Annotated in this window: 20 protein-coding genes and 1 tRNA gene; 13 read left to right on the forward strand and 8 right to left on the reverse strand. The window is 65.2% G+C overall.

Features of this window, described 5'->3' with window-relative positions; all coding sequences use genetic code 11:
- The 4 genes from CXQ90_RS11320 to CXQ90_RS11335 form a co-directional block, all read left to right on the forward strand.
- On the forward strand, positions 1-861 hold an 861-nt coding region (locus CXQ90_RS11320; protein ID WP_146068889.1), incomplete at its 5' end, for an HNH endonuclease signature motif containing protein.
- Between the two features lie 165 nt (positions 862-1,026).
- A complete protein-coding gene (locus tag CXQ90_RS11325; protein WP_104139224.1) occupies positions 1,027-2,154 on the forward strand; it encodes a mandelate racemase/muconate lactonizing enzyme family protein in 1,128 nt (375 codons plus the stop codon).
- A gap of 10 nt (positions 2,155-2,164) precedes the next feature.
- Entirely contained in the window at positions 2,165-2,869 is a 705-nt protein-coding gene (locus tag CXQ90_RS11330) for a FadR/GntR family transcriptional regulator (RefSeq protein WP_104139226.1), read from the forward strand.
- Between the two features lie 187 nt (positions 2,870-3,056).
- Complete coding sequence (locus CXQ90_RS11335; RefSeq protein ID WP_104139227.1) at positions 3,057-4,415, forward strand: MFS transporter; 1,359 nt, start codon at positions 3,057-3,059, stop codon at positions 4,413-4,415.
- Positions 4,416-4,493: 78 nt separating this feature from the next.
- On the opposite strand, the gene CXQ90_RS11340 is transcribed toward CXQ90_RS11335, so the two are convergent.
- Positions 4,494-5,432, reverse strand: coding sequence for a LysR family transcriptional regulator (locus CXQ90_RS11340; RefSeq protein WP_104139229.1), 939 nt, complete (start codon positions 5,430-5,432; stop codon positions 4,494-4,496).
- Positions 5,433-5,602: 170 nt separating this feature from the next.
- On the opposite strand from CXQ90_RS11340, the gene CXQ90_RS11345 reads away from it, so the two are divergent.
- Positions 5,603-6,904, forward strand: a complete 1,302-nt coding sequence (locus CXQ90_RS11345; RefSeq protein WP_219816675.1) for a glucarate dehydratase family protein — start codon at positions 5,603-5,605, stop codon at positions 6,902-6,904.
- Positions 6,905-6,939: 35 nt separating this feature from the next.
- Positions 6,940-7,911, forward strand: coding sequence for a 2-hydroxyacid dehydrogenase (locus CXQ90_RS11350; RefSeq protein ID WP_258064499.1), 972 nt, complete (start codon positions 6,940-6,942; stop codon positions 7,909-7,911).
- A 51-nt stretch (positions 7,912-7,962) separates the two neighbouring features.
- Here the strand turns inward: CXQ90_RS11350 and CXQ90_RS11355 are convergent, their stop codons facing one another.
- Genes CXQ90_RS11355 through CXQ90_RS11380 form a run of 6 tightly spaced genes read right to left on the reverse strand, consistent with a single transcriptional unit; the run spans position 7,963 to position 14,373 of the window.
- Positions 7,963-8,694 carry a sulfite exporter TauE/SafE family protein gene (locus CXQ90_RS11355; RefSeq protein WP_104139232.1) on the reverse strand — a complete coding sequence of 244 codons (732 nt, stop codon included), beginning with the start codon at positions 8,692-8,694 and terminating at the stop codon, positions 7,963-7,965.
- Positions 8,691-9,716, reverse strand: a complete 1,026-nt coding sequence (locus CXQ90_RS11360; RefSeq protein WP_104139234.1) for an ABC transporter ATP-binding protein — start codon at positions 9,714-9,716, stop codon at positions 8,691-8,693. Before CXQ90_RS11360 ends, CXQ90_RS11355 begins: the two co-directional genes overlap by 4 nt.
- The gene (locus CXQ90_RS11365; protein ID WP_258064500.1) at positions 9,709-10,851 is read right to left on the reverse strand and encodes an ABC transporter ATP-binding protein; all 1,143 of its coding nucleotides are present in this window, start codon (positions 10,849-10,851) and stop codon (positions 9,709-9,711) included. Before CXQ90_RS11365 ends, CXQ90_RS11360 begins: the two co-directional genes overlap by 8 nt.
- On the reverse strand, positions 10,848-11,846 hold the full coding sequence (locus CXQ90_RS11370; protein ID WP_104139235.1) for an ABC transporter permease: 999 nt from the start codon (positions 11,844-11,846) through the stop codon (positions 10,848-10,850). The genes CXQ90_RS11365 and CXQ90_RS11370 overlap by 4 nt, the downstream gene beginning before the upstream one ends.
- 8 nt (positions 11,847-11,854) lie before the next feature.
- Positions 11,855-12,784 (reverse strand): ABC transporter permease, encoded by a 930-nt coding sequence (locus CXQ90_RS11375; RefSeq protein WP_104139237.1) that lies wholly within the window; start codon positions 12,782-12,784, stop codon positions 11,855-11,857.
- A 29-nt stretch (positions 12,785-12,813) separates the two neighbouring features.
- On the reverse strand, positions 12,814-14,373 hold the full coding sequence (locus CXQ90_RS11380; RefSeq protein ID WP_104139238.1) for an ABC transporter substrate-binding protein: 1,560 nt from the start codon (positions 14,371-14,373) through the stop codon (positions 12,814-12,816).
- Positions 14,374-14,672: 299 nt separating this feature from the next.
- Between CXQ90_RS11380 and CXQ90_RS11385 the strand changes: the two genes are divergently transcribed.
- Entirely contained in the window at positions 14,673-15,623 is a 951-nt protein-coding gene (locus CXQ90_RS11385) for a 2-hydroxyacid dehydrogenase (protein ID WP_104139240.1), read from the forward strand.
- 180 nt (positions 15,624-15,803) lie between these two features.
- On the opposite strand, the gene CXQ90_RS11390 is transcribed toward CXQ90_RS11385, so the two are convergent.
- Positions 15,804-15,886: transfer RNA gene (locus CXQ90_RS11390), tRNA-Leu, on the reverse strand.
- A gap of 399 nt (positions 15,887-16,285) precedes the next feature.
- Between CXQ90_RS11390 and CXQ90_RS11395 the strand changes: the two genes are divergently transcribed.
- Genes CXQ90_RS11395 through CXQ90_RS11420 form a run of 6 tightly spaced genes read left to right on the forward strand, consistent with a single transcriptional unit; the run spans position 16,286 to position 23,990 of the window.
- Entirely contained in the window at positions 16,286-17,026 is a 741-nt protein-coding gene (locus CXQ90_RS11395; protein WP_104139241.1) for a DUF3662 and FHA domain-containing protein, read from the forward strand.
- The gene (locus CXQ90_RS11400) at positions 17,023-17,505 is read left to right on the forward strand and encodes an FHA domain-containing protein (protein ID WP_104139243.1); all 483 of its coding nucleotides are present in this window, start codon (positions 17,023-17,025) and stop codon (positions 17,503-17,505) included. Before CXQ90_RS11395 ends, CXQ90_RS11400 begins: the two co-directional genes overlap by 4 nt.
- A 2-nt stretch (positions 17,506-17,507) precedes the next feature.
- A complete protein-coding gene (locus CXQ90_RS11405) occupies positions 17,508-19,244 on the forward strand; it encodes a PP2C family serine/threonine-protein phosphatase (protein WP_104139244.1) in 1,737 nt (578 codons plus the stop codon).
- Positions 19,241-20,695, forward strand: coding sequence for an FtsW/RodA/SpoVE family cell cycle protein (locus CXQ90_RS11410; RefSeq protein WP_104139246.1), 1,455 nt, complete (start codon positions 19,241-19,243; stop codon positions 20,693-20,695). The genes CXQ90_RS11405 and CXQ90_RS11410 overlap by 4 nt, the downstream gene beginning before the upstream one ends.
- Positions 20,692-22,149: a penicillin-binding protein 2 gene (locus tag CXQ90_RS11415; RefSeq protein WP_104139247.1), complete on the forward strand. Its 1,458-nt coding sequence runs from the start codon at positions 20,692-20,694 to the stop codon at positions 22,147-22,149. Before CXQ90_RS11410 ends, CXQ90_RS11415 begins: the two co-directional genes overlap by 4 nt.
- A complete protein-coding gene (locus tag CXQ90_RS11420) occupies positions 22,146-23,990 on the forward strand; it encodes a protein kinase (protein ID WP_104139249.1) in 1,845 nt (614 codons plus the stop codon). Before CXQ90_RS11415 ends, CXQ90_RS11420 begins: the two co-directional genes overlap by 4 nt.
- Positions 23,991-24,037: the final 47 nt, after the last annotated feature.

Below are 24,037 nucleotides of genomic sequence, written 5' to 3' on the forward strand. Positions count from 1 at the left end.
CCCGACCAGTACGAACACCTCCTCACCGTCATGAACACCGCCACCAACCCCCGCACCCAACCCACCACCGGCACCGGAAACGCGGAGGACGGCGGAGACGGCACCACCACCACCACGGGCGCCGACACCGGTGAAGGCACGGCTGCGGGAGCTCACGCCGGGCCGGGGTTCGGCGCCGCGGCCGAAAACGCCGCCGAAAACGTCCACCTCGAACGCCGCACCCGGCCCCAACAACTCCTCGACGGCCTCGTCGGCGCCTGCAAGGCAGCCCTGGCCGCGGGATGCCTGCCCGCCACCGGCGGACTCCGGCCCCAGATCATGGCCACCATCAGCTACCAGGACCTCCTCAACCGCCTCGAAACGGCTGCCACCAACGGACCCCGCTACACCACCACCGGAAACCCCGGCCCCGGGCCCGCCACTAACCCGCCGCCCGGCACCGGCACCGGCACGTTCACCTACACCGGGCCCGTCACCCCCGCCACCATCCGCAAAATCGCCTGCGACGCCGACATCATCCCCATCCTGCTCGGCAGCGAAGGCCGCATCCTCGACATCGGCCGCACCACCCGCATCTTCCCGCCCCACATCCGCAAAGCCATCACCGCCCGCGACCAAGGCTGCACCTTCCCCAACTGCACCATCCCCGCCCCCTGGTGCGAAGCCCACCACACCACCTACTGGTCACACGGCGGACCCACCAGCACCGAAAACGGCACCCTCCTGTGCTCCCATCACCACCACCTCATCCACAAAGAACAATGGACCATCCACATGCGATCAGGAATCCCCTGGTTCATCCCGCCACCCCACATCGACCCCCGCCAGATACCTCGAAGAAACCACCAACTCCGAAACTGAGAACCACCACCGGAACGGCTGTCAAGCAAGGAAGTGCGGAGGGGCACTGTGCGGCTTAGCGCAGTCTCCCCGGTGTGAATTGGGCGCTTTACTTGTAATACAAGTTTGCTACTTGTAACCTAAGAAGCGCGGGCCATGTTGCCCCCTAGTCTTCAAGGAGAACCCATGAGCACGGTCGATCTCATCCGGCACGTCAAACTTTCCACTGCGAGGCTCCCGCTGGCCGTTCCAATCAGCGACGCCAAGGTCTTCACCGGACGCCAGAAGCCGATGACCGAAGTCGTCTTCCTCTTCGCCGAAATCACGACGGAGCAGGGACACAGCGGCATCGGCTTCAGCTACTCCAAGCGCGCCGGAGGCCCGGCCCAGTACGCCCACGCCAAGGAAGTCGCCGAAGGCATCATCGGCGAGGATCCCAACGACATCGGCAAGATCTACACCAAGCTCCTCTGGGCCGGCGCCTCCGTGGGCCGCTCAGGCGTGGCCACGCAGGCCCTGGCCGCGATCGACATCGCTCTCTACGACCTCAAGGCCAAGCGCGCCGGCCTGCCCTTGGCCAAGCTCCTGGGGTCCTACCGCGACTCCGTCCAGACCTACAACACCTCCGGCGGCTTCCTCAATGCCACCCTCGACGAGGTCAAGGCGCGCGCCACCCAGTCAGTCGAAGAGGGCATCGGCGGCATCAAGATCAAGGTGGGCCTGCCCGACACCGCCGAGGACCTCTGCCGCGTGGCAGGAATCCGCGAACACATCGGCTGGGACGTTCCGCTCATGGTGGATGCCAACCAGCAGTGGGACCGCGCCACCGCGCTGCGTATGGGCCGCCAGCTCGAGGAATTCAACCTCGTGTGGATTGAAGAACCGCTGGACGCCTACGACTTCGAGGGCCACGCCCACCTCGCCTCCGTCCTGGACACACCCATCGCCACCGGCGAAATGCTCGCTTCCGTTGCCGAACACAAGGGCCTCATCAACGCCAACGGCTGCGACATCATCCAGCCCGACGCTCCGCGCGTCGGCGGCATCACGCAGTTCCTTCGCCTCGCCGCCCTCGCTGACGAACGCGGCCTGGGTCTTGCCCCGCACTTCGCCATGGAGATCCATCTGCACCTCGCCGCCGCCTACCCGCGTGAACCGTGGGTGGAGCACTTCGACTGGCTCGATCCCCTGTTCAACGAACGCCTCGAAACCAAGAACGGCCGCATGATCGTTCCGGACCGCCCGGGGCTGGGCGTAAGCCTGAGCGACCAGGCACGCGCCTGGACCACGGATTCGGTGGAGTTCGGCGCGTAACCTTGAACCCATGAGCCGGAACCTCACCGCGGACCTCGCCGCTGATCTTCGCACCCGCATTGTCGACGGCGCCATTCAGCCCGGAGACAAGCTACCGAGCGAAAACACCCTGATCAACGAGTTCGGCGTCAGCCGCACAGTGGTCCGTTCTGCACTCACCCGGCTTCAGGCCGAAGGACTCGTGGAAACCGAACGGGGGCGGGGCAGCTTTGCGCTGACCCCGCCCCCGGACGGCCCGACGTCGGTCCGAGGCACGCGTGCTGTGGTCACCATGGAGGACCGCCTTCACCTGCTCGAGTTCCGGACGGGCGTGGAGTCCGAGGCCGCGGCACTCGCAGCCAGGAACCGCACAGACCGGCAGCTGAGGGCAGTTTTTAAGGCCCTCGAGGAGTTCACCTCCAGCGTCGGGCACCCGGCCCACGCCATGAAGGCCGACTACGAGTTCCATCGTGCCGTCGCCGCGGCGTCCGGAAACCCGTTCTATTCCGACTGCCTCGCGTCCCTGGGCCAGACCATGATCGCCATGCCGCGGACCCGGCTAATGACGGGCGTCGAGCAATACGCCCGCGACCACTTCGACCAGGTCGTCCATGAACACGAGTCGATCTATGCGGCCATCGCGGAAGGTGACGAATCGTCGTCGTCAGCAGCCATGCGTAGCCACCTGGCGAACTCCCGACGCCGCCTGCGCGCCCCGGCGCCGGCCGCCGGCTGACACAGCGAATGCGTTCCGGCAAGCATCAGACGAACCCGTAATTCCTCCAAGGTATTCCGTAATGCAAATTGTGTGTTGGACGCGCATCACCAGCGGCAAATACAGTGAATGACGTCGCTGTGGCACGGACCACAGGACTTTCGCCCGTCGCCAGTCGACCTGCGTCGCCTATTCAAAGGAACTACCCATGCAGTCTGTAGACACCGCTGTCACGGACGTGGCCCTCGCCTCGAAGAAGTTTTTCAAGCGCGTGCTGCCCATCATGCTGGTCATGCTCGTATGCAACCAGCTGAACCGGTCCAACATCGGCTACGCCCATGAGCACCTCGAAGCGGACGTGGGCATCGGCGCTGCCGCCTACGGCTTCGGAGCCGGCCTGTTCTTCATCGCCTACGCCATCTTTGAACTTCCCAGCAATGTGATGATGGAGAAGTACGGCGCAAAGGTGTGGCTGACCCGGATCATGATCAGCTGGGGCATCGTCTCATTCCTGATGGCCTTCGTGCAGAACGAGACGATGTTCTACGTACTGCGTTTCCTGCTCGGGGCAGCCGAAGCCGGGTTCTTCCCCGCCGTCATCTTCTACTTCGCCCGCTGGGTCCCGGCCGGCCAGCGGGGCAAGGCGACCGCGATTTTCATCGCCGGCTCGTCAGTCGCCGCCGCACTCTCGGGTCCGATCGCCGGAATGCTTCTCAGCCTCCACGACGTACTGGGCATCCGCGGCTGGCAGTGGCTGTTCGGCTTTGAGGGCCTGCTGTCTGTCGTCGTCGGCATCGTGGTGTTCTTCCTCCTCGACGCCAAGATCCAGGACGCCAAGTGGCTCTCGGTCAACGAAAAAGCCGCTCTGGCCAAGGCCATCGCGGACGAGGACGCCCAGCACGCCACCGTCAGCGGCGCCAAGATCAACCGCTGGAAGATGCTGCTGAACCCGCAGATCCTCCTCCTCTGCGGAATCTACTTCTCGGTCCAGCTCTCGATCTATGCCAACACCTTCTGGCTGCCCAGCATCGTCAAGCAGATCCCCGGCACCACGGACCTGAGCGTCGGTTTCCTCTCGGCCATTCCGTGGGTCTGCGCCGTGTTCGCCATGTACTTCGCGGCCAAGTGGCAGGACAAGGCGAAGTCGAAGCGCCCGCTGCTGGTGGTTGCACTCTTGGTCGCTGCGGTGGGCACGTTCGCCGCGGCCATCGCCTCCCCGGTCCTGGCCCTGGTTTTCCTGGCTGTCGCAGCCATGGGCTTCAAGAGCGCATCACCGCTGTTCTGGACCATCCCCCAGTCCGGACTGCACCCGTTGGTCCTCGCCCCGGCCATCGCCATCATCAACTCCCTGGGCAACCTAGGCGGCTTCGTGGCCCCGTTCGGATTCGGCATCATCAAGGAACAGACCGGAAGCGTCGTGCCGGGCCTCTTCGCGCTGGCGGCGGCGTCCACAGTTGCCGCAGGGCTCGTCTACTTCCTCAAGGAACGCAAAGCCCCTCCCGCGACGGCCGCAGCAGAAACGCCCGCGGAGACGGAAACCCGGCTTGCCGCCGCGGGGGCAAGATAGCCCCCGCTTGAGGCGGCCAACGGCGGGGCGGCGACGGAACCAGACTGGCGGCCGGGCGGCTGGCAGCCGGTGATGTGCCTAGCTGCCGCCGTCCGGGGCCACCAGCCCGGCGGAGTCGATCAGCTCAAGGAGGCGCCGCACGGCGGGGTTGGCGGTCTCTTCGTTCCAGGCCAGCTCAAGGTCCACGCGGTTGAGCTCCTGGATGCCGAGGCTCCCGTCAATTTCGTGGAATTCAACGCCGGCCGGCGCCGAGGCCATGGCGGACGCCGGCACAAGAGTCACTCCCAGCCCGGCCTGCACAAAGGCGAGCAACGCCGGAATCTGGCTGGCATATTGCGTGATGTTGGCATGGGCCCCGGCACTGGCGAACAGCCTGAGCACCAGATCATGGAAGTACCTGGCTTCCTTGGTGGAGTACATCAGGAGGGGAAGACGGTCGAGCTTTCCCAACGGCAGCGGGGCGCCCTCCTTGAGGGGCATGCTTCCCAGCATGGAGCTGCCTGCCGGCAGCGCCACAACCAGGCGGTCCCTCATGAGGGGCCGCGACATGATCCCGGGACGAGCCACAATGGGCCGCAGGAGGCCGATGTCCACGCTGCCCTTCACCAGCCCGTCCATCTGGTCCGTGGAGACCAGTTCCCGCAGCATGAACGAGACCCCTGGCATGCTGTCAGCTGCACGCCGCAAAAGTAGCGGCAGCACACTTTGGCCGGCGATCGCCGTGTAGCCCACGGTGATGGCACCCAACTCACCCGACGAAACCCTGCGCACATCCAGCTCCGTTTTGATGCACATGTCCAAGATCTGCCGCGCCCTGGGCAGCAGCAGGGCACCGGCGGGCGTCAGCTCGACCTTCCGGCTGGTGCGGCCGAACAGCTGCGTCCCCAGCTTTTTCTCCAGAATCTGAATCTGCCGGCTCAACGGAGGCTGCGTCATATTGAGCCTCTCCGCCGCCGCGCCGAAGTGCAGCTCCTCGGCAACGGCAACGAACGCCTCGAGCTGGGGCAAGGTAAACATCAATACCTTTCGTGGATGATCGGGTGCACAAATTAGCTTGGACGTGGATCAATTGATCCCATTATGGTCATCGGGACGGCAGTTGCGAAACTTCCCCTGCGGGGCCGGGACCAGCTGCGGAAAACCCTGACGGAACAGCATCACCAAGCAGAACCTAGGAGCACACCGTAGTGAACCCCGTGGACAAGCAGGCAGAACACCTGGACCAGGTCATCATCACGAGCGTCACCATCACACCCGTAGCTTTCAAGGACCCGCCGCTGCTGAACACCGTGGGGGTCCATGAGCCTTATGCCCTCCGCGCCATCGTGGAAGTCCACACCGATTCCGGCATCACCGGAGTGGGCGAAACCTATGGCGACGCCGGCCACTTGGCCCGCCTCCACGCCGCAGCCGCAGCCCTTACCGGCACTGACGTCTTTAGCATCAACGAACTCCGGCGCCGCGTCGCAGCGGCGCTTCAGCACGATATTGTCCAGGGCGGCCACGGCATGAGCGGAATTGTGACCGGTTCCAGCACCACCGACCGCGTCCTATCTGCCTTCGATGTCGCTGCCCTCGACATCCAGGGAAAGCTTCTCGGCCGCCCCGTCAGCGACCTTCTCGGCGGGGCTGTCCGCGAGACCGTGCAGTTCAGCGGCTACCTGTTCTACAAGTGGTCCGAACACCCCGGCCAGGAAGACGACTCCTGGGGTTCGGCACTGGACCCCGCCGGCATCGTCCGGCAGGCCCGGAAGATGGTGGACGAGTACGGCTTTTCCGCCCTTAAGCTCAAGGGCGGCGTCTTCCCGCCCGAGGAGGAAGTGGCGGCCGTCAAAGCACTGCGCGCCGAATTCCCCGCAATGCCGCTCCGGATCGATCCCAACGGTGCCTGGACCGTGGACACGTCCGTCCGCGTGGGCAAGGAACTGGACGGCATCCTGGAATACCTCGAGGATCCCACGCCCGGCATTGAGGGAATGGCCGCCGTCCGTCGCGAAGTGGGGATGCCGCTCGCCACAAACATGTGCGTGGTGAGCTTCGCTGACGTGGCTCCTGCCGTTGCGGCGGGCGCGGTGGATGTCATCCTCTCCGATCACCATTTCTGGGGAGGCCTGCGCCGCTCCCAGTCCCTGGCCGGCATCACCGAAACCTTCGGCCTGGGCCTGTCCATGCACTCGAACTCGCATCTGGGCATCAGTCTCGCCGCGATGGTCCACCTCGCAGCAGCGACGCCCAACCTCGACTATGCATGCGACACGCACTGGCCGTGGAAGGATCCGGACGAGGACGTCATCCCTGCCGGGACCTTCACCTTCGCCAAGGGGGCTGTTCAGGTTCCCACCGGCCCCGGGCTGGGGATCGAGCTGGACCGTGACGCGCTGGAGCGGCTCCACCTCCAGTATCTGGATTGCGGGCTCAGGAGCCGGGATGACACCGGCTACATGAAACGGCTGCACCCCTCCTATGAACTCCAGAGCCCGCGCTGGTGAGCGCCCCGGAGACTTCCGGAAAAAGCCTGAGGATCGTGGTCACCGACCCCATCATCAGCCGCTTTGAGGATCAGCTCAAGCACGACGGCGGCACCCACCACTGGGACATGGCGGCGGCTTGGACTCCCCACCGCCAGCTGGATGCGCTGGCGAGTGCCGACGTCGTCGTTTGTTCAGCACTCAGTCCGGCCCAGGCGGCCGCCGCCAGCGGGGCGGAGCTCGTGCACGTCACGGGCGCCGGCTACGACAGGATCTCCTTAGCGGAACTTGCTCCGGGAACCATGGTGGCCAACACCTTCCACCATGCGCGGCCCATCGCCGAACACGTCCTCATGGTCACGCTGATGCTGTCGCGTAACGTGGTGGTCTCCGACCACGCAGTTCGCGGCGGCACCTGGCGGACCATTGCCACCGATCCCGAGGCGCCTTTCCACCCGACGCTGGGCGGAGGTATGACCATGGGACTCGTGGGGTTGGGCTCCATCGGCACCGAAGTGGCCCGCGTCGCCGGACTGCTGGGCATGGACGTCCGCGCCGTCCGCAGGAATCCGGATGCCCGCGTCGCGGAGGGGGTTGAGCTGAGCTGGGTGGGCGGCATCCACCAGCTCCCGGAGCTGCTGGCCGCGTCCGACGTCGTGGTGGTCACCGTGCCCTTGGATTCTTCGACCAAGGGCATGATCGGGGCGCCGGAGTTCGCAGCCATGAAGCCAACGGCGTTCCTTATTAACGTTGCGCGGGGGCCGGTGGTGGACCAGCGTGCGTTGTTCGACGCCCTGCAGTCCCGTCGCATCGCCGGGGCGGGCATTGACGTGTGGTGGGGATCCCCGGCTGACGGCGTGGTGCCCCCGGCGGAACTGCCGTTCGGAACGCTGCCCAATACCGTTCTGACACCGCACCACTCCGGCCATGCGCGGATCACCTTCGAACGCCGGGCGGCGGACATCGCTTCCAATATCAGGCGGCTGGCGGAAGGCCGGGAGCTGTTCAACGTGGTGCCACGGGTCTGAGTCGGGGCAGGGGCGCCCGGGACAGCGGGCGTCCCAGCGAAGACGGGCCGGTCAGGGCAGCAAGGCAGCCAGGGCCAGTTGCCCCGTCAGCAGCAGGCTTCCCAGTGCTGACGCCCCCAGCGCCAGTAACTTCAGGCGCGCGGCGTTCAGGAAGCGGTTCACGACCCGCGAGGCCAGATAGCCTCCCAGCACCGCAGGCACCATCCACAGCGCAAGCGTCAAAATCTCCGGCGTCACGGCGCCCGCGACCCCCAGCGACGCCAGGGAAATTGCGGAGCCGATCATGAAGAACGCGCTCATGGTGCCCCGCAACCGCGATCCCTGATGGCCCTGCCAGACCAGGGCCATGGGCGGGCCTCCGATGGATGTGGCGGTGCCCATGATGCCCGAAGCGGCGCCTGCAGCGATGAGATTGAGCCGCACCGGCTTGGGAGCCCACCCCCTGATGGCCAGAACCAAACCGCTGAGCACCACCACTGCCACCACCCAGGCCAGTCCCTCCTTGGACAGCGCGGCAACGAGCCATGCCCCCAGGAAGCTTCCGGGGATCCTGCCCGCCAGGGCCCAGCCGGTCCCGCGAAGATCCAGGTGCTGCCGTTCCCGGACGGTCACCATGACGGTCACGAGCAGCGCCAGGAGAATAAGCGTGGCCGGCAACAGCGTCGGATCCACCATGGCCACCACCGGCGCGGCCAGCATCCCCAAGCCGAACCCCGTTGACGCCTGCAGGCAGGCGGCCAGGAAGATCACGACGGCGATGACGGCGCACTCCGCGCCCGTCACCCGGCGGCGGCTGTGGCGCCCGTGAGGCCCCTGACGGATTCGAGCGGAAAGTGACATTCGGCCAGGTGCAGCGTGCCATCGGCGGCAGTCGCCACCCGCGGCTCGGGTGCCACCTCGGCGCAGATGTCCTGCGCCTTCCAGCACCTGGTACGGAAGCGGCATCCCGACGGAGGGTCCAACGGGGACGGGAGCTCACCCTGGAGGACGATGCGGTCCCGCTTCGCCCCCGTGACATCGAGCCTGGGCGAGGCGGACATAAGCGCAGCAGTGTACGGGTGCCGCGGATGGTCGAAGACCTCCTCGGTGTCTCCCGTTTCGATAATTCTGCCCAGGTACATCACTGCCACACGATCGGCCACATGCCGCACGACGGTCAGATCATGGGAAATGAAGATGTAGGAGACGCCGAGTTCCTGCTGGAGGTCATTGAGCAGGTTGAGGACCTGTGCCTGGACGGAGAGATCGAGCGCGGAGACCGGTTCGTCCAGAATGATGACGTCCGGATTCAGGGCAAGGGCACGCGCAATGCCGATCCTTTGCCGCTGTCCGCCGGAGAATTCCTGCGGTGATTTCCGGGCGTCAGTTGGGCGCAGCCCCACCATCTCGAGCAGCTCGCGCACGCGGGCTTCGCGCTCCCGAGATGACGGGTAGAGGCTCCGGTGGGTGGCCCAGGGCTCGGCGATGATGTCGCCGGCGCTCATGCGCGCGTTAAGGGAGGCAAACGGGTCCTGGAACACCATCTGGACCCGTCGCCGCCAGTTCAGCAGCTCCTTGCCGCGGAGCCCGAACGGGTTGGTGCCTTCAAAGGTCACGGTCCCAGCGTCCGGCGTCTCCAGCATCATGAGGGTCCGGGCCAGGGTGGATTTTCCGCAGCCCGATTCACCCACCAGGCCGAGGGTCTCCCCGCGCCCGACCGTGAGGCTGATTCCGTCCAGGGCTTTAAGGCGAGTGTTGCCGCTGGCGCTCTTGGCCACGTGGAACGTTTTGCACAGGCCGTCGATCTGCAGAAGCGGCTCAGACATTGTTTGACTCCTTGCTGAAGTGGCAGGCTGCAACCCGGCCCGGCCGCGGCGGCCGGGTTCCGGCGTAGTTGCCGGCAGGGTCGCCACCGCCGAGGTCGGCGTCGGCACCCAAGCCGTTGTCGGCGTCGTTCTCGGCGCCGCTTTTGACGACGGCGACGCTTCCGTTCACCGGCAGCAGCCGGGGACGTTCGGCCCGGCAGATGTCCTGCGCGAGGGGGCAGCGTGACTGGTAGACGCAGCCGGAAGGGATGTCATGGAGCTCGGGCGGGCTTCCGGCGATTGACTTCAGGTGGGCGCCGCGCTCCACGTGGACGGGAACGGACTCGAGCAGCCCCTTCGTGTACGGATGCCGCGGATCGTTGAAGACCTCGGAAACCGGTCCGCTCTCCACCACGTTTCCGGCGTACATCACGGCCACTGTGTCGGCTTCCTCGGCAACAACCGCGAGGTCGTGCGTGATCAGCACCACGGCCATCTGCCCCTCCTCGCGCAGCTTCCGCAGGAGCTGCATGATCTGCGCCTGGACGGTGACGTCCAGGGCCGTGGTGGGTTCGTCCGCTATGAGCAGGCGCGGATTCAGCGCCACTGCCATGGCGATCAGTATGCGCTGGCGCATGCCGCCGGAGAACTGGTGGGGATACGAATTGACCCGGGACTCGGGTTCGGGAATCCCCACCCGCTTCATCAACTCGATCGCCTCGGCTTTGGCTTCCTTGGCGCTGAGTCCCCGGTGGATCCGAAAAGCCTCGCCGAGTTGTGTGCCGACCGGATAGACCGGGTTGAGGGCAGTCAGGGCGTCCTGGAAGACGATCCCCAGTTCGGGCCCGGCGAACTTGAGCCGTTCCTTGGGCGTCAGGGCTGCCAGGTCTGTTCCGTTGAGCACGATCTCTCCGCCGGCAAGATCGCAGACGGGGTCCATGATGCCGGCGAGGGCCTTGGCCGTCATGGACTTTCCGCAACCGGATTCCCCGAGCAGTGCCAGGGTCTCGCCCGCACGGGCCTCAAAGCCCACGCCATTGACAGCCCGGACGGTTCCCCGGTGCGTCCGGATGTCCACAGCCAGGTCCCGGACACTAAGGACAACATCACGTGCCCGGGACTGTCCGGTGAGCACGGTTTGGGCAGCAGTCTTCACGGCTTTGCCTCCTTGACGGGAATGCGGACAATCAGCCGCTTGCGGGGAAGTGCCAGGCGCCAGCGCTGGGCCGGATCGGTGGCGATCCGCAGCCACGCGGCCAGGACGTTGGCGGCGATGGTGGTGACCACAATCGCGACGCCAGGAAAGATGGAAAGCCACCATGCGGTCTGCAGATACTGCCTGCCCTGCGAAACCATGAGACCCCAGCTGACGTCCGGCGGCTGGATCCCGATGCCGAGGAAGCTGAGGGACGATTCGGCCAGCATGACGTAGCAGAATTCGAGCGTGGCGAGCGTGAGAAGGGTCGGCAGGACCACCGGGATGACGTGGCGGCCGATGATGGCGTTGGGCTTTGCGCCAAACGTCCGGGCCGCATCCACGAACGTCCTGCTTTGCAGCTCGGCCGATTCGGCCCGCGCCGTACGGAGATAGATAGGAATACGGGTAAGGGCCAGGATCAGCACGATGTTTCCGGCACTGGGGCTGAACACGTAAAGAACGACGACGGCGAGCAGCAGCGACGGGAAGCTCATGATGACGTCCGCGATCCGCATCGACACGTTTTCACGCCAGCCGCGGTGGTAGCCGGCCCAGACGCCCCACAGGGAACCGATCACGAGGGCCGCGGCCACTGCAGGCAACGCGACGGAGAACGTGGTGCGGCTGGCCACGACCAGCCGCGCGAGCATGCTTCGCCCCAACGAGTCGCTTCCCAGGAAGTACTCCCAGCCATTGGCCAGGGAAAAGGGAGCCTTGTTGGCGAAGAGAAGATTCTGTTTGGTTGCCAGGTCACCCATGAGGGAGGGACCAATGATGGCGGTCAGGCCAATGATGATCAGGACCAGCGCGGATGCCGCGGCAAAGCGGTCCTTCAGGAGGAGCCGGAAAAGGCTGAGGTTCCCGTCCTGCTTTCCCTTCTCTTTCTTTGGTTGCGGCCGCGCGTCCGCCGGCGGCCGCTCCTGTACTGCGGGCTCTGTGAATGAACTCTTCATGCCTACTCCTAAGCCCTTGCCGTGACGGGCCGGACGCGTGCGTCCAGCAGCGCGTAGCCCATGTCAATCAGGATGTTCAACGCAAAGATCGCGACGGCGGTGAGCAGCACTGCCGCCTGCAGCACGGCGAAGTCGCGCTGCAGGATGGAATCGATCATGAGCTTGCCGATCCCCGGCCAGCCGAAGATGGTTTCCACCACCACCGCTCCGTTGACCAGGCCCACCGTCAGGTCGCCTGCCACCGTCAGCGCCGGTGCGGCGGCGTTGCGCAGTGCGTGATGCGTGACTACCCGCAGTTCGCCGGCACCGCGGCTGCGCGCCAGCTTGATGTAGGGCTCAGACAATGCGGAAACCATGGATCCCCGGACGATCTGGACCAGGACGCCAAAAGGCCGCAGCAGCAGGGTTGCGATGGGCAGGACCCAGGCGCCGGCCCCCGATACACCGGATGTCGGGAGCCAGCCCAGGGTTATCGCGAAAACCCAGATGCCCACGATGGCGAGCCAGAAATCAGGAATCGAAGCCGCAGCCATGGAGACGAAACTGGAGATGCGGTCGGCCACGCCGTTCGGCTTCAGCGCGGCCCAGCATCCCACCACCAGTGCCAGCAGGACGGCCAGCACCATGGTGGTGGCGGCCAGCTGCAAGGTGGCGGGAAAGGCGCGCAGTGCCATGGCGGCCGCGTCCTGGCCGGTCCGGAGGGACTGGCCAAAGTCGAGCCTCAGCACCCCGCCGAAATAGTCCGCCATCTGCACCAGCAGGGGTTGGTCGAGGCCATTGCGTGCGGTGAAGTCATCGCGCATCTGCTGTGTTGCGTTCAGGGGCAGATACAGGCCCGCCGGATTTCCGGTCATTCGCGCTAGTGCGAAAACACCTACGATGACCACCACCAACGGCAGCGCACTGGAGGCTATCCGCTTTCTCAAGTAGATCAGCATGGCTGTCCTTCTTTTCCTGGAGACCGGGGCTAGCTTGCCGGGGTCATTTCCGAAACACGCAGCTCATCGCCGCTGGAGGAGTTCGGCGTGTAGTTCACGGACTTGGACTTGCCGATGATGCCGGTCTGGTGCGAGATGTGGGCAAACTGGACGACTTTGTCGTTCTGGTAGGCGAAGATGTCCTCGAAGGCCTTCTTCCGCTCATCACCCGACGCCGCATCCCCCTTCTTGATCAAGGCATCAAACTCCGGGGTGCCGAAGTAGCTCTGCGCTCCGGTGGACAGCATGTACTGGTCAACGGTGAAGGCCGCGTCGCCCGCCTGGTTGCCGTGCTGGGTCATCAGGGCTACCGCGCCCTCATCGGCAGCGAACGGGCGGACCTGGTACGTCAGGTGCTGGCTCGTTTCCAGCATTTTCAGCTTCACATTCAGTCCGGCCTGGCTCAGCTGCTCCTGGAGGACCTGCGCGAGTTCAGTGATTTTGGGAAACTGTGCGCTTCGGACCACGAGGGAGATCTGCGCAGACGTGTCCACGCCGGCGGCCTTGGCCTCGGCCACGAGTGCCTTGGCCTTGTCCAGGTCGAAGGCCCAACCCTTCAGCGCGGAGTTGTGTCCCACAATGCCTTCGGGGACCAGCTGGGCCGCCACCTTGTGCTTGCCCTGGTAGAGGGAGCTCACGATTCCCTCTTTGTCGATGGCGTAGTTCACTGCCTGGCGGATGCGGATGTCGTTCAGCGGCGCTTTGGTGGCATCCAGCCGAAGGGCAACCGTCTCATTATTGGGGTAGTCAACGCCGAGTTCCCCCACGCTGTCGTCGGGGCTGAGGCCCATGGCCACATCGGCCTCGCCGCTGGTAACCATGGCCGCCCGCACGGAGCTCTCGGAGCGCCATTGGTACTCGGCCTTGGCATAGGCAGGCTTATCGCCCCAGTAGCCGTCCCAGCTGCTCAGCGTGATTTTCTGGCCGGCGTCCCACTTCTCGATTTTGTACGGCCCGGTGCCGATCGGTTCGCGGACCTTCGCGGTGGTGCTCGTGGATGTCGGCACCACTTCCAGGAAGGAAAGACGCAGCGGAAGAATGGGGTCCGGCTCCGGCGTCGTGACGGTGAGGGTCGTGGCATCGACGGCCTTCACTTTCAGGTCGGCATCGCCGAACACGTAGCCTTCCACGTTGCAGCCGAGCTTGGAGTTGACGGCCCTGTCGATGGTGAACGCCGCAGCTTCCGCATTGAACGGTGTGCCGTCCTGGAATTTCACGCCTTCGCGCAGCTTGAACGTCCATTCCGTGTCTGACGTTGCTTTCCACTCCGTTGCCAGCAGCGGTTCAAGTTCGCCGGTTTGGGGATTTCGCTCTACCAGCGGCTCAGTGACGTTTGAGCGCACCACTACACCGGTGGACGTGAGGTTTGATTCGCAGGCCTCCAGCGTCGGCGGTTCCTGGCCAAGGACCACGCGCAGTGCGCTTCCGGATGCAGGTGCAGCCTCAGAGTTGGAAACGGCGCAGCCGCTCAGCGCAAGAAGTGCTCCGGCCGCAAGGGCCGGCCATTTGACCGCCGATGCGGGGAATAGGGGTGTTGAAGAAGACGTCATTGGATCCTCCGGATTAGTGGAGCGCGGCAGGCTGCAGCTATGCCGATGATGTGGACAGGGAGCTGGGAGCCGCGCTGGACTCAAGCTAGTGGAGCTTTCAAAAACACCACAAGGGGACGGAGGGCCGGCCCACCACCGCGTCGGGCCCTTTGCCGCGCACCGGATGGATGTGACGGACGCCACGCATCCCCGCTGGCCCCGCGAATCCGCGAAATTAGGCGGACCAATACACATCTTGGATCGATCGATGCATATTGCCTGTTGGACTCGTATGGATCACCGAACCTACTGTGCAGGGTATGAACAACAACGTCGCTGTCCTGCAGGTAGGCCCACTAATGCAAACCGTCCAAGATGCGGTGGTCGACGAGTACGGGGCCGTCAGGCTCCCCGATTCCGCGGCTGACCAGGCGGAGTTCCTGGAACGCCACGGCAGCACGTTTGACGTCGCCGTCACGTCGGGGCGCTTTGGCGTGGGATCTGAATTGATGCGCGCCCTCCCTAATCTCCGAGCTGTGGTGAACTTCGGGGTTGGCTACGACACAACCGATACCAGGCAGGCAGCAGAACGGGGAATTTCGGTCAGCAACACGCCGGATGTCCTCAACGACTGCGTGGCGGACACCGCCGTGGCCCTGTACGTGGACGTGCTGCGGCGCACCAGCGCCGCAGACCGCTACGTCCGCAGGGCTGACTGGACGCGTAAAGGCAACTTTCCCCTCGCCACCAAGGCGAGCGGAAAGCGCGTGGGAATTCTCGGGCTGGGGAGGATCGGAAAGGTGATCGCGCGCAGGCTCGAAGGCTTCGACTGCACCATCAGCTATCACAATCGGAACGAGGCTGCCGGCGTTCCGTATGCATATGCGTCGTCCCCGGTGGAACTCGCCCGGAATTCGGATGTGCTCATCGTGGCAGCAGCCGGCGGGCCGGAGTCCGTGCATGTGGTTGACAGTGACGTCATCGAGGCGATCGGCCCTGACGGTTACCTCATCAATATCGCCAGGGGCTCAGTCGTGGACGAACAGGCTCTGGTGGCGGCCCTGCTCGCCGGTAAGCTGGCCGGCGCCGGCCTGGATGTCTACGCTGATGAGCCGAAGGTCCCCCAGGACCTGCTGGCAATGGACAACGTGGTCCTGCTGCCTCATCTGGGAAGCGGAACACACGAGACGCGGGCCGCCATGGCCGAACTCACGCTCGCGAATCTCGCGCAGTTCGCGGCCGACGGAACCCTGGTCACGCCGGTCTCCTGATCTGCCCCTCCCATCCGAGCTTGGGCGGCGTTTGAGCCGCCGCCGAGCGGGCGGGCTTACGAGCAGCAGGGCTCCGAGAGGCAGGGTTTCCGGGCCGCACGGCTTCCTGGGAGCCCGTGCTCCCAAGCGGCAGGGCAAAAAGAAACACCCCGGTCCAAAGTCCGGGGTGTTTCTGATGCGTGCGCGAGGGGGGATTTGAACCCCCACGCCCTTTCGGACACTGGCACCTGAAGCCAGCGCGTCTGCCGTTCCGCCACTCGCGCGCAACTTCCTCCACTTGGTTTTAGCCCCGGAATCCGGAGTTTCAACCTCGTAAAAGCAGCGAGATCAAGCATAACGGACAATCCGGGCAAAATGCCAATCGGGCCTTTCCGGGGCGCGGCAGCGGCCCCGTCACCAGTCATTGCCATAGGCCCCTTCGCCCTCTTCGCACCGGCGGGACTGCGTCCAATGACGTGTGATCCCGCCAACACCCGGGCTTCCGGTGTGAACGAATCGAGCGTCCGGCGCGTTGTGGATTAAGGTCATTCGCAGGCGTGGCAAGTAGTATCAAATGTATAGGCGTCCGCTTCCTGCGGGCCCGCTGTTCTGTTGTGACCTGCGTTGCCAGTTGAGTTCCACGAGATGTGCTGCCCTGCAGCTGCAAGGAAAGGAGAGGGACCATGGGTTTGCTGGACAAAGTCGAGCGTGGCATCGAAAAGGCCGTCCGCGGCGTCTTCTCCACCGGTTCCAAGGCCCAGGTTGAGCCTGTGGAAATTGCCAGCCGCCTGCGCCGCGAAGTGGACCACAAGGCCATCACCGTTGCCGCCGGACGCACCCTTGCCCCCAATGTCTTTGACGTGATGCTCAGCGACGACGACTTCCAACGGGCCCAGGAGTGGGGCACGCCGCTGGCCGAGGAACTCTGTGATGTGGTGATCAACCATGTCCGCAGCCAGGGCTACACACTGCAGGGCCCTGTCCGGATTTCCTTCCGGCGGGATGAGGCACACCGTGCCGGAGACTTCGAGATCACCTCGAAGACCGAAAAATCCTCCGCCCCCGCGCCGGCCGCGCCGCGCACCAATGTACCTGCAGCGCCCAGCCGCCAGCCGGTCCGCCTGCAGCCGGTCCTGGACATCGACGGCCAGCGGTATTCACTCAATGCACCTTCAATCGTCCTGGGCCGTTCATCAGAAGCTGACATTTTGGTGGACGACACCGGAGTTTCGCGCCGCCACCTGGAAATCCAGACCGCCGGCGGCACCACCACGGCCGTGGATCTGGGTTCCACTAACGGCAGCTACGTCAACGGACACAAAGTGGCCGGCAGCATGGAGCTTACTGACGGCTCCACCATCACGATGGGACGGACCAAAATCATCTTCCGCCTCCTGCCCGCCAACACTGGCGGCCGCCCATGAGCGAACTGACCATTACCGCCCTGCGCTTCGGCTTCCTTCTGCTTCTCTGGGTTCTCATCTTCAGCATCGTCTCCGCTATGCGCCGCGACCTCATGATCGGCCGCAAGGCCGCCACGGGTGCGCCCACGGCACGGCAAGTCCGCAAGAACCCCGAACTCGCCGAGCCGCCCCCCGCCCCCGTTAAGCAACAGGCGCGGCAACTGGTGGTGACCGAAGGCCCGCTCAAGGGGACCACCGTTCCGCTGGCTGCGAGCCCCATCCTGCTGGGCCGTGCCCAGGAGGCCACCCTCGTGCTTGAGGACGACTATGCCTCCGGCAGGCATGCACGGCTCTTCCCGCAAGGAAGCCGGTGGTTCATTGAGGACCTCGGCTCCACCAACGGCACGTACCTGGCCGACCAGCAGCTCACCCGGGCCCTTCCCGTGGACCTTGGTGTACCCGTGAGAATCGGCAAGACGGTCATCGAATTGAGGCCATAGCCATGGCCGCTCCGGACATTCCCGCGGAGAAGGCACCAGCCTCGAAGCGGCCGCTCATCTTGCGTTACGCCGCCCGGTCGGACGTCGGCCGCATCCGTGCCAAGAATGACGATTCCGCATACGTAGGCAAGCATCTGGCCGTCGTGGCCGATGGCATGGGCGGGCACGCCGGCGGCGATGTTGCCTCGGCCGCCACGGTTCTGGACATGATCCACCTGGACACGGACGAATACGACGGCGACGCCGGCACCGTCCTGGCCGACGAAATCCAGACCGCCAATTCCCTGCTCTCCGAACTGGTCCACATCAATCCCAAGCTTGCCGGGATGGGCACGACGGTAACGGCCCTGCTGCTGGCCGAAGGCAAGCTTCACTTCGCCCACATCGGCGACTCCCGCGCCTACCGCCTGCGCGACGGCGAATTTGAACAGATCAGCGTGGACCACACGTTTGTCCAGCGGCTGATCGACGAAGGCCGCCTGCGCCCCGAAGAAGCCGAAACCCACCCGCACAAGAACGTCCTCATGCGCGTCCTCGGGGATGTTGACGCGAGCCCTGAACTGGACCTCGCCACCCTGGACGTGCAGCCCGGCGAACGCTGGCTGCTGTGCTCCGACGGACTGAACTACGTTGCGGGCCATGTCGTGGAGCGGACAGTCCGGGAAACCAAGGACCTCCGCGAGTGCGTGGAAACCCTCGTGGACCTCACCCTCGAAGCCGGCGCTCCGGACAACGTCACCGTCGTCATGGCGGAAATTGTCGAGGAAACGGCCGACGACGTCAGAACAGCCGCCGTCGACGTCGTTCCTCTCGCCGGGGAGCCCGGGGCAACGCCCCCGGCCCCCGCGGCAGCATCGGCTGATTCCGGGAAACCGGCCGACCGGCCCGCGAAGCCCGTCCCAGCCGCGGCATCGGCTGCCGACACCACGCACGCGGCCACAACGGATGCTGAGGGCAAAGAAACGGACGCGGCAGCCGCCGACGATTCCGAATCTGCTGCGGCCAAGGAACCCGGCACCAGCACCGATCCCCATCTGGGCGAACACCTCACAGCTGAAGTGCTGCGCCAGGAGCTGTCTTCCCGGCCGCACCTCCTCGTCGGTGCAGCCGTAACGGCAGCCGCAACGGGTTCCATTCCCACCATCGCAGGCCGCACGGTGGCGCGCCGGGCAGCAACAGTCCTCACCCACAAATCCGACCAGGACCGCGAAGGCGCCGAAGAGCTAGGGCCCGAGAGGCGTCCGCGCCACTGGATCACCATGGGAATCGCCGCCGCGGCGCTTGTTGTCCTGGCCATAGGCCTGTGGCTGGGGTACGCCTGGACGCAGACCCGCTACTACATCGGCGAATTCGACCAGCGGGTGGCCATCTTCAACGGCGTATCCCAGCGCCTCGGCCCCATCCAGCTGTCCACCCTGGAGGCGGTCACGGACATCCGGATGGATACGCTGCCCCAGTTCTCCCAGCAGCGCGTCCGCCAGACAGTGCCCGCGCGCGATCTCTACGATGCCCAGCGCATCGTCAAAAACCTGGAACGTACGGGCACCACCGCCCCCTCGGACGAATGCATCACTCCGTCCCCCACCCCTTCCGCATCGCCGCGAGCCACGGGCACGGCACCTGCGGCAACCCCAAGACCCACGGCGACCACCAGCCCGAGGCCGACGACGTCGCCAACGGCAACCCGCGGAGCGTCGGCCGTACCCACCCCAACCGCGACCTGTGAGGCGGGCCAATGACCAACGCCGATACCATGCCCAAACCCCGGCGCAACGTCGAGCTTCTGCTGCTCCTGCTGGCCCTGTGCGTCAGCATCGGCGCCAACGCGCTGATCAGCGTCGACGAGCAAACCGCACTGGATACCGACTTCTGGTTCCAATCCAGCCTGTTGGCATTGGCTGCCCTCGTCTTCCACGTAGTTCTCCGCCTCCGGGCGAAATATGCCGATCCGGTGATGCTTCCCATCGTGGTGGCCCTCAACGGCCTTGGCCTGGCTATGATCCACCGTCTGGACGCTCCCGGAGAAGACACCGGCAACAACCAACTCCGCTGGACGCTGATCGCCATGGCGGTTGCCATTGCGGTGATCTGGTTCCTCAAGGACCACCGCGTCCTGCGCCGCTTCACCTACATATCCCTGGCCGTCAGTGCGCTGCTGTTGATCCTGCCCCTGGTGCCGGGCATCTCTGCCGGCGAAATCCTGGGTGCCCGCGTCTGGATCAGGCTCGGCCCCATGACCTTCCAGCCCGGGGAGGTCGCCAAGATCACGCTGGCAATATTCTTCGCCGGATATCTATCGTCCAACCGCGATCTCATCATGCTGGCGGGCCGCAAGATCGGTCCGCTCCAGTTCCCGCGGTTCAAGGACATGGGCCCCATGATCACTGCATGGCTGGTCAGCATCGGCGTCCTCATCTTCCAGCGCGACCTCGGCTCCTCCGTGCTCTTTTTCGGCCTGTTCATCGTGATGATCTACGTTGCCACGAGCCGGATCAGCTGGGTGGTCATTGGCCTGGCACTGATCCTCGGCGGCGGCTTTGTGGCCTCCAAGGTCTTTTCGCACGTCGCACTCCGCATCGACGGCTGGCTCAATGCGTTTACGGAAGAAGTCTTCGGCCGGTCTCCCGGCGGCAGCGGCCAGATCGTCGAAGGGCTGTTCGGCATGGCCAGCGGCGGACTGGTGGGCACCGGCCTCGGCCAGGGCCGTCCGAACCTCGTGCCGTTTGCCAACAGCGACATGATTATCGCGTCCTTCGGTGAAGAACTTGGCCTGATCGGGCTCTTCGCCATTGTCCTCATGTACCTGTTGCTGTTCACCCGTGGCTTCCGGGCGGCGCTCGGCACCCGCGACGCCTTCGGCAAGCTCCTGGCCTGCGGCCTCTCCTTCGCGGTGGCACTGCAGTGCTTTGTGGTCATCGGCGGCGTGACCCGGCTCATCCCACTGACAGGCCTCACCACACCCTTCCTCGCGGCCGGAGGATCATCCCTGCTGGCGAACTGGATCATCGTGGGCCTTCTGCTGATGATCTCCCACACGGCCCGCGGACCGGTGGACACGACGCCCCTGCAGCCGGGCAGTGCTCCTGAGGCGAAGAAATTCGGGCCTGCCTCCGCTGCCGGCGGACGACCGGGCAGGAACAGCACCCAAACCCTTCCAGACGCTCCCACCGAGGCGGTGAAACAACTGTGAACCAGGCCATTCGACATTCGTGGATTGCCGCGATCGCGATGTTCGCACTGATCTTCGGTGCCCTGAGCTACGTTCAGGTGGTTGGCGCCGACGAACTCAAGGCTAACGCCTGGAACAAGCGCGCCATCCTGCAGAACTACTGCAATGACCGCGGGGCTATCCTCGTTGCTGGCTCTCCTATTGCGGAGTCCGTGCCGGGCAACGAGACGTGCAAATTCCAGCGCACCTACACCCAGCCCGAGCTGTACGCCGGCATCACCGGCTACTTCTCCAAGAACTACGGCGTGACCGGGCTCGAACGCGCCATGGACGCGCAGCTCGCGGGCAGTTCGGACCAGCAGTTCCTGGACCGCATCGGGCAGCTCTTCCTGGGTAACCAGCCCAAGGGCGCCTCCGTGGAGCTGACCATCGACCCCAAGATCCAGAAGCTGGCGTACGACCTCATTCCGGACGGCCAGCGCGGTTCGATCGTGGTCACGGATCCCAAGACCGGCGACATCCTCGCCATGGTCAGCAAGCCGTCCTACAACCCCAACCTGATCGCCACGCAGGACGCAACCAAAGAACAGGCTGCGTACAACGAGATCATCAAGGTTCCCGGGATCAACCTGAACCAGTCCGTCAGCGGCCCCACGGGCGCACTCCTGGCCCCGGGCTCGGTCTTCAAGCTCGTGGACACCGCGGCAGCACTGGGCTCAGGGAAGTACAACGCGGACAGCCAGTTGCCCAATCCGGCGGAGATGTCCTTCCCCGGCATTCAGTACAAACTGCCGAACTACGCCGGCGGCAACTGCTACACGCGGAATACCGCCACCTTCGCCTTTGCGCTCCAGCAGTCCTGCAACACGCCTTTTGCCAGGATCGCCCTCGACCTCGGGGAGAGCGCCATCGTCGAACAGGCAGCCAAGTTCGGCTGGGGCCAGGAACTCGGCGACCAGCTCAAGCTCGACTACCAAAAGAGCACGTTCCCCCGGAACCTGGACGATGCCGGACTGGCCCAGTCCTCCATCGGGCAGCGGGACGTCCGGGCCACACCGTTGCAGGTCGCGTTGATGACGTCGGCCATCGCCAACGGCGGAGTGCAGATGGCTCCCAACCTGATCAAGGCCGTACGGTCCCCGGATCTGCGCGTGCTCGACGAACCCAATCCCTCGGCACTGAGGACGTCCACCACGCCGGAAATCGCCGGCCAGATCACCGAATGGATGACCAGTGTGGTGAGCGATGGCATCGGTGCCGGCGCCGCTGTCCCGGGTGTTCAGGTCGCCGGAAAGACCGGCACCGCGGAACTCGGAACCGACGGCTTGAACAACTCTTGGTTTACCGGGTTCGCCCCGGCCAACGACCCGCAGGTGTCTGTCACCATCGTCATGCAAGGCGTGGACATCACCACCGGCGCACAGCTAACCAGTCCGAACGCAAAGAAGATTTTTGAGGCGGTGTTGAATAAGTGAGGCCTACATCAGGAATCACCCTCGGCGGCAGATTCCAGTTGACCACGCGTATTGCGATCGGCGGCATGGGCGAAGTCTGGAAGGCCAAGGACCTCATCCTCGGCCGGATCGTGGCGATCAAGGTGCTCAAAGAGGAGTACACGGGCGATCCCGGATTCCTCCAGCGTTTCCGTGCCGAGGCCCGCCACACCGCCCTGCTCAACCACGTCGGCATTGCCAATGTGTTCGACTACGGCGAGGAGGAGGGATCGGCCTACCTGGTTATGGAGCTGGTCCCCGGCCAGCCGCTGAGCAGCATCATCGAACACGAACAGGTCCTCTCGCCCGACCGCACGCTGTCCATGATCGCCCAGACGGCCCGCGCGCTGTCGGTGGCCCACGCCCAAGGGCTGGTGCACCGCGACATTAAGCCGGGTAACCTGCTCATCACCCCGGAAGGGCGGGTCAAGGTCACCGACTTCGGCATCGCGCGCCTGGCCGACCAGGTTCCGCTGACGCAGACGGGCCAGGTGATGGGAACGGCCCAGTATCTGGCGCCCGAACAGGCAACGGGGCAGACGGCCACCGGCGCTTCGGACATCTATTCACTCGGCGTGATCGGCTACGAGTGCCTTTCGGGTCACCGGCCGTTCTCCGGTGAATCCCAGATCGCCATTGCGCTGGCTCAGGTGAACGACGCCCCGCCGCCGCTGCCGGAGACCCTGCCGAAGCCGGTCCGGGCCCTCCTGATGTCCATGCTGGCCAAGGACCCGAAGAACCGCCCGGCCAACGCCATCAAACTGTCCGAGGCCGCAGAGGCAATCCGCAACGGCGATATCTCCGCGGCCCACGCCGCCGTTCCCGGCATGCTGCTTTTCGAGGGCGCCACCGGGGCCATCACAGCCCCGGTCAAGACGCAGACGGCACCTACCGGCGTCATCGGCACAGAGAAAAGCTCAACGACGGCGACTTCCGCACTGCCGGTGCTGGGCGCCGCGGCTGCCGGTGCTGCCGCAGGAAGCGCTGCCGGGGCAGCCGGAGCAGGAGCGGGCGGGGACGCGGCAACGCGTGCCGGCAACACGCTCTCGCGGGCCGACGCCCTGGCCGCCGAACGCAGTTGGGTCCAGGAAGAGGAACAATACGACGAGGAACCGGCGGATGAGCCGCAGCGGCGGGGGCGCAGCCCCTGGACCTGGCCGCTGATCGCGCTGATCCTCCTAGTCCTGTTTGCCCTCGTGGGCATCCTGCTGACGCAGGCGGGCATCCTTTTCCCGCAGACCCCCGCGGGCACCACGTCTAGCTCGCCAAGCCGCACCGTGACCACCAGTGCCAGCCCGACGCCAACGCCGACGTCGGAAAGTCCCACGCCCACCCCCACGCCGACTCCTACGGAAATCACTCCGGAGGCCATCAACCTGATTCCCGATGGCTACCTTGGCCGGCCGTACACCCAGGTCCGCGCAGACCTCATCGCCCTCGGCCTCCAGGTGGACGGCAAGGAAGTATTCAATCCCGCGGCCCCCGGCACTGTCACCGACATCAACCCCGCCGGACCGGTCCAGGCCGGGGAGACCATCACGGTGACTTACTCCAAGGGACCTGAGTCGGTCACCGTTCCGGACATCAGCGTGGGCAGCAGCGAAGCCGAGGTGCAGGCCGCCATCGAAAAGGCCGGGCTCCGCTGGGCCAAGGGCGCTGACGAGGACGGAGACCCGGGTCAGGAAGCGGGCACCTTCGTCAGGTCCGAGCCCGACGCCGGCCGCAAGGTCGAGTCCGGTTCTGTGGTGACTTACCACCTCGCCACCGCCCCCCTGGTTTCCCCGCCAGGGACCACGCCCAGCACCGTTCCAACCCAAAGGTAAGCCGTGACCACGCCGCCAAGAACTCCGTCGCACCGGGAGGACAGCAT

The sequence above is a fragment of the Arthrobacter sp. ZGTC131 genome (genome assembly GCF_002929275.1).
Classification (GTDB): domain Bacteria; phylum Actinomycetota; class Actinomycetes; order Actinomycetales; family Micrococcaceae; genus Arthrobacter.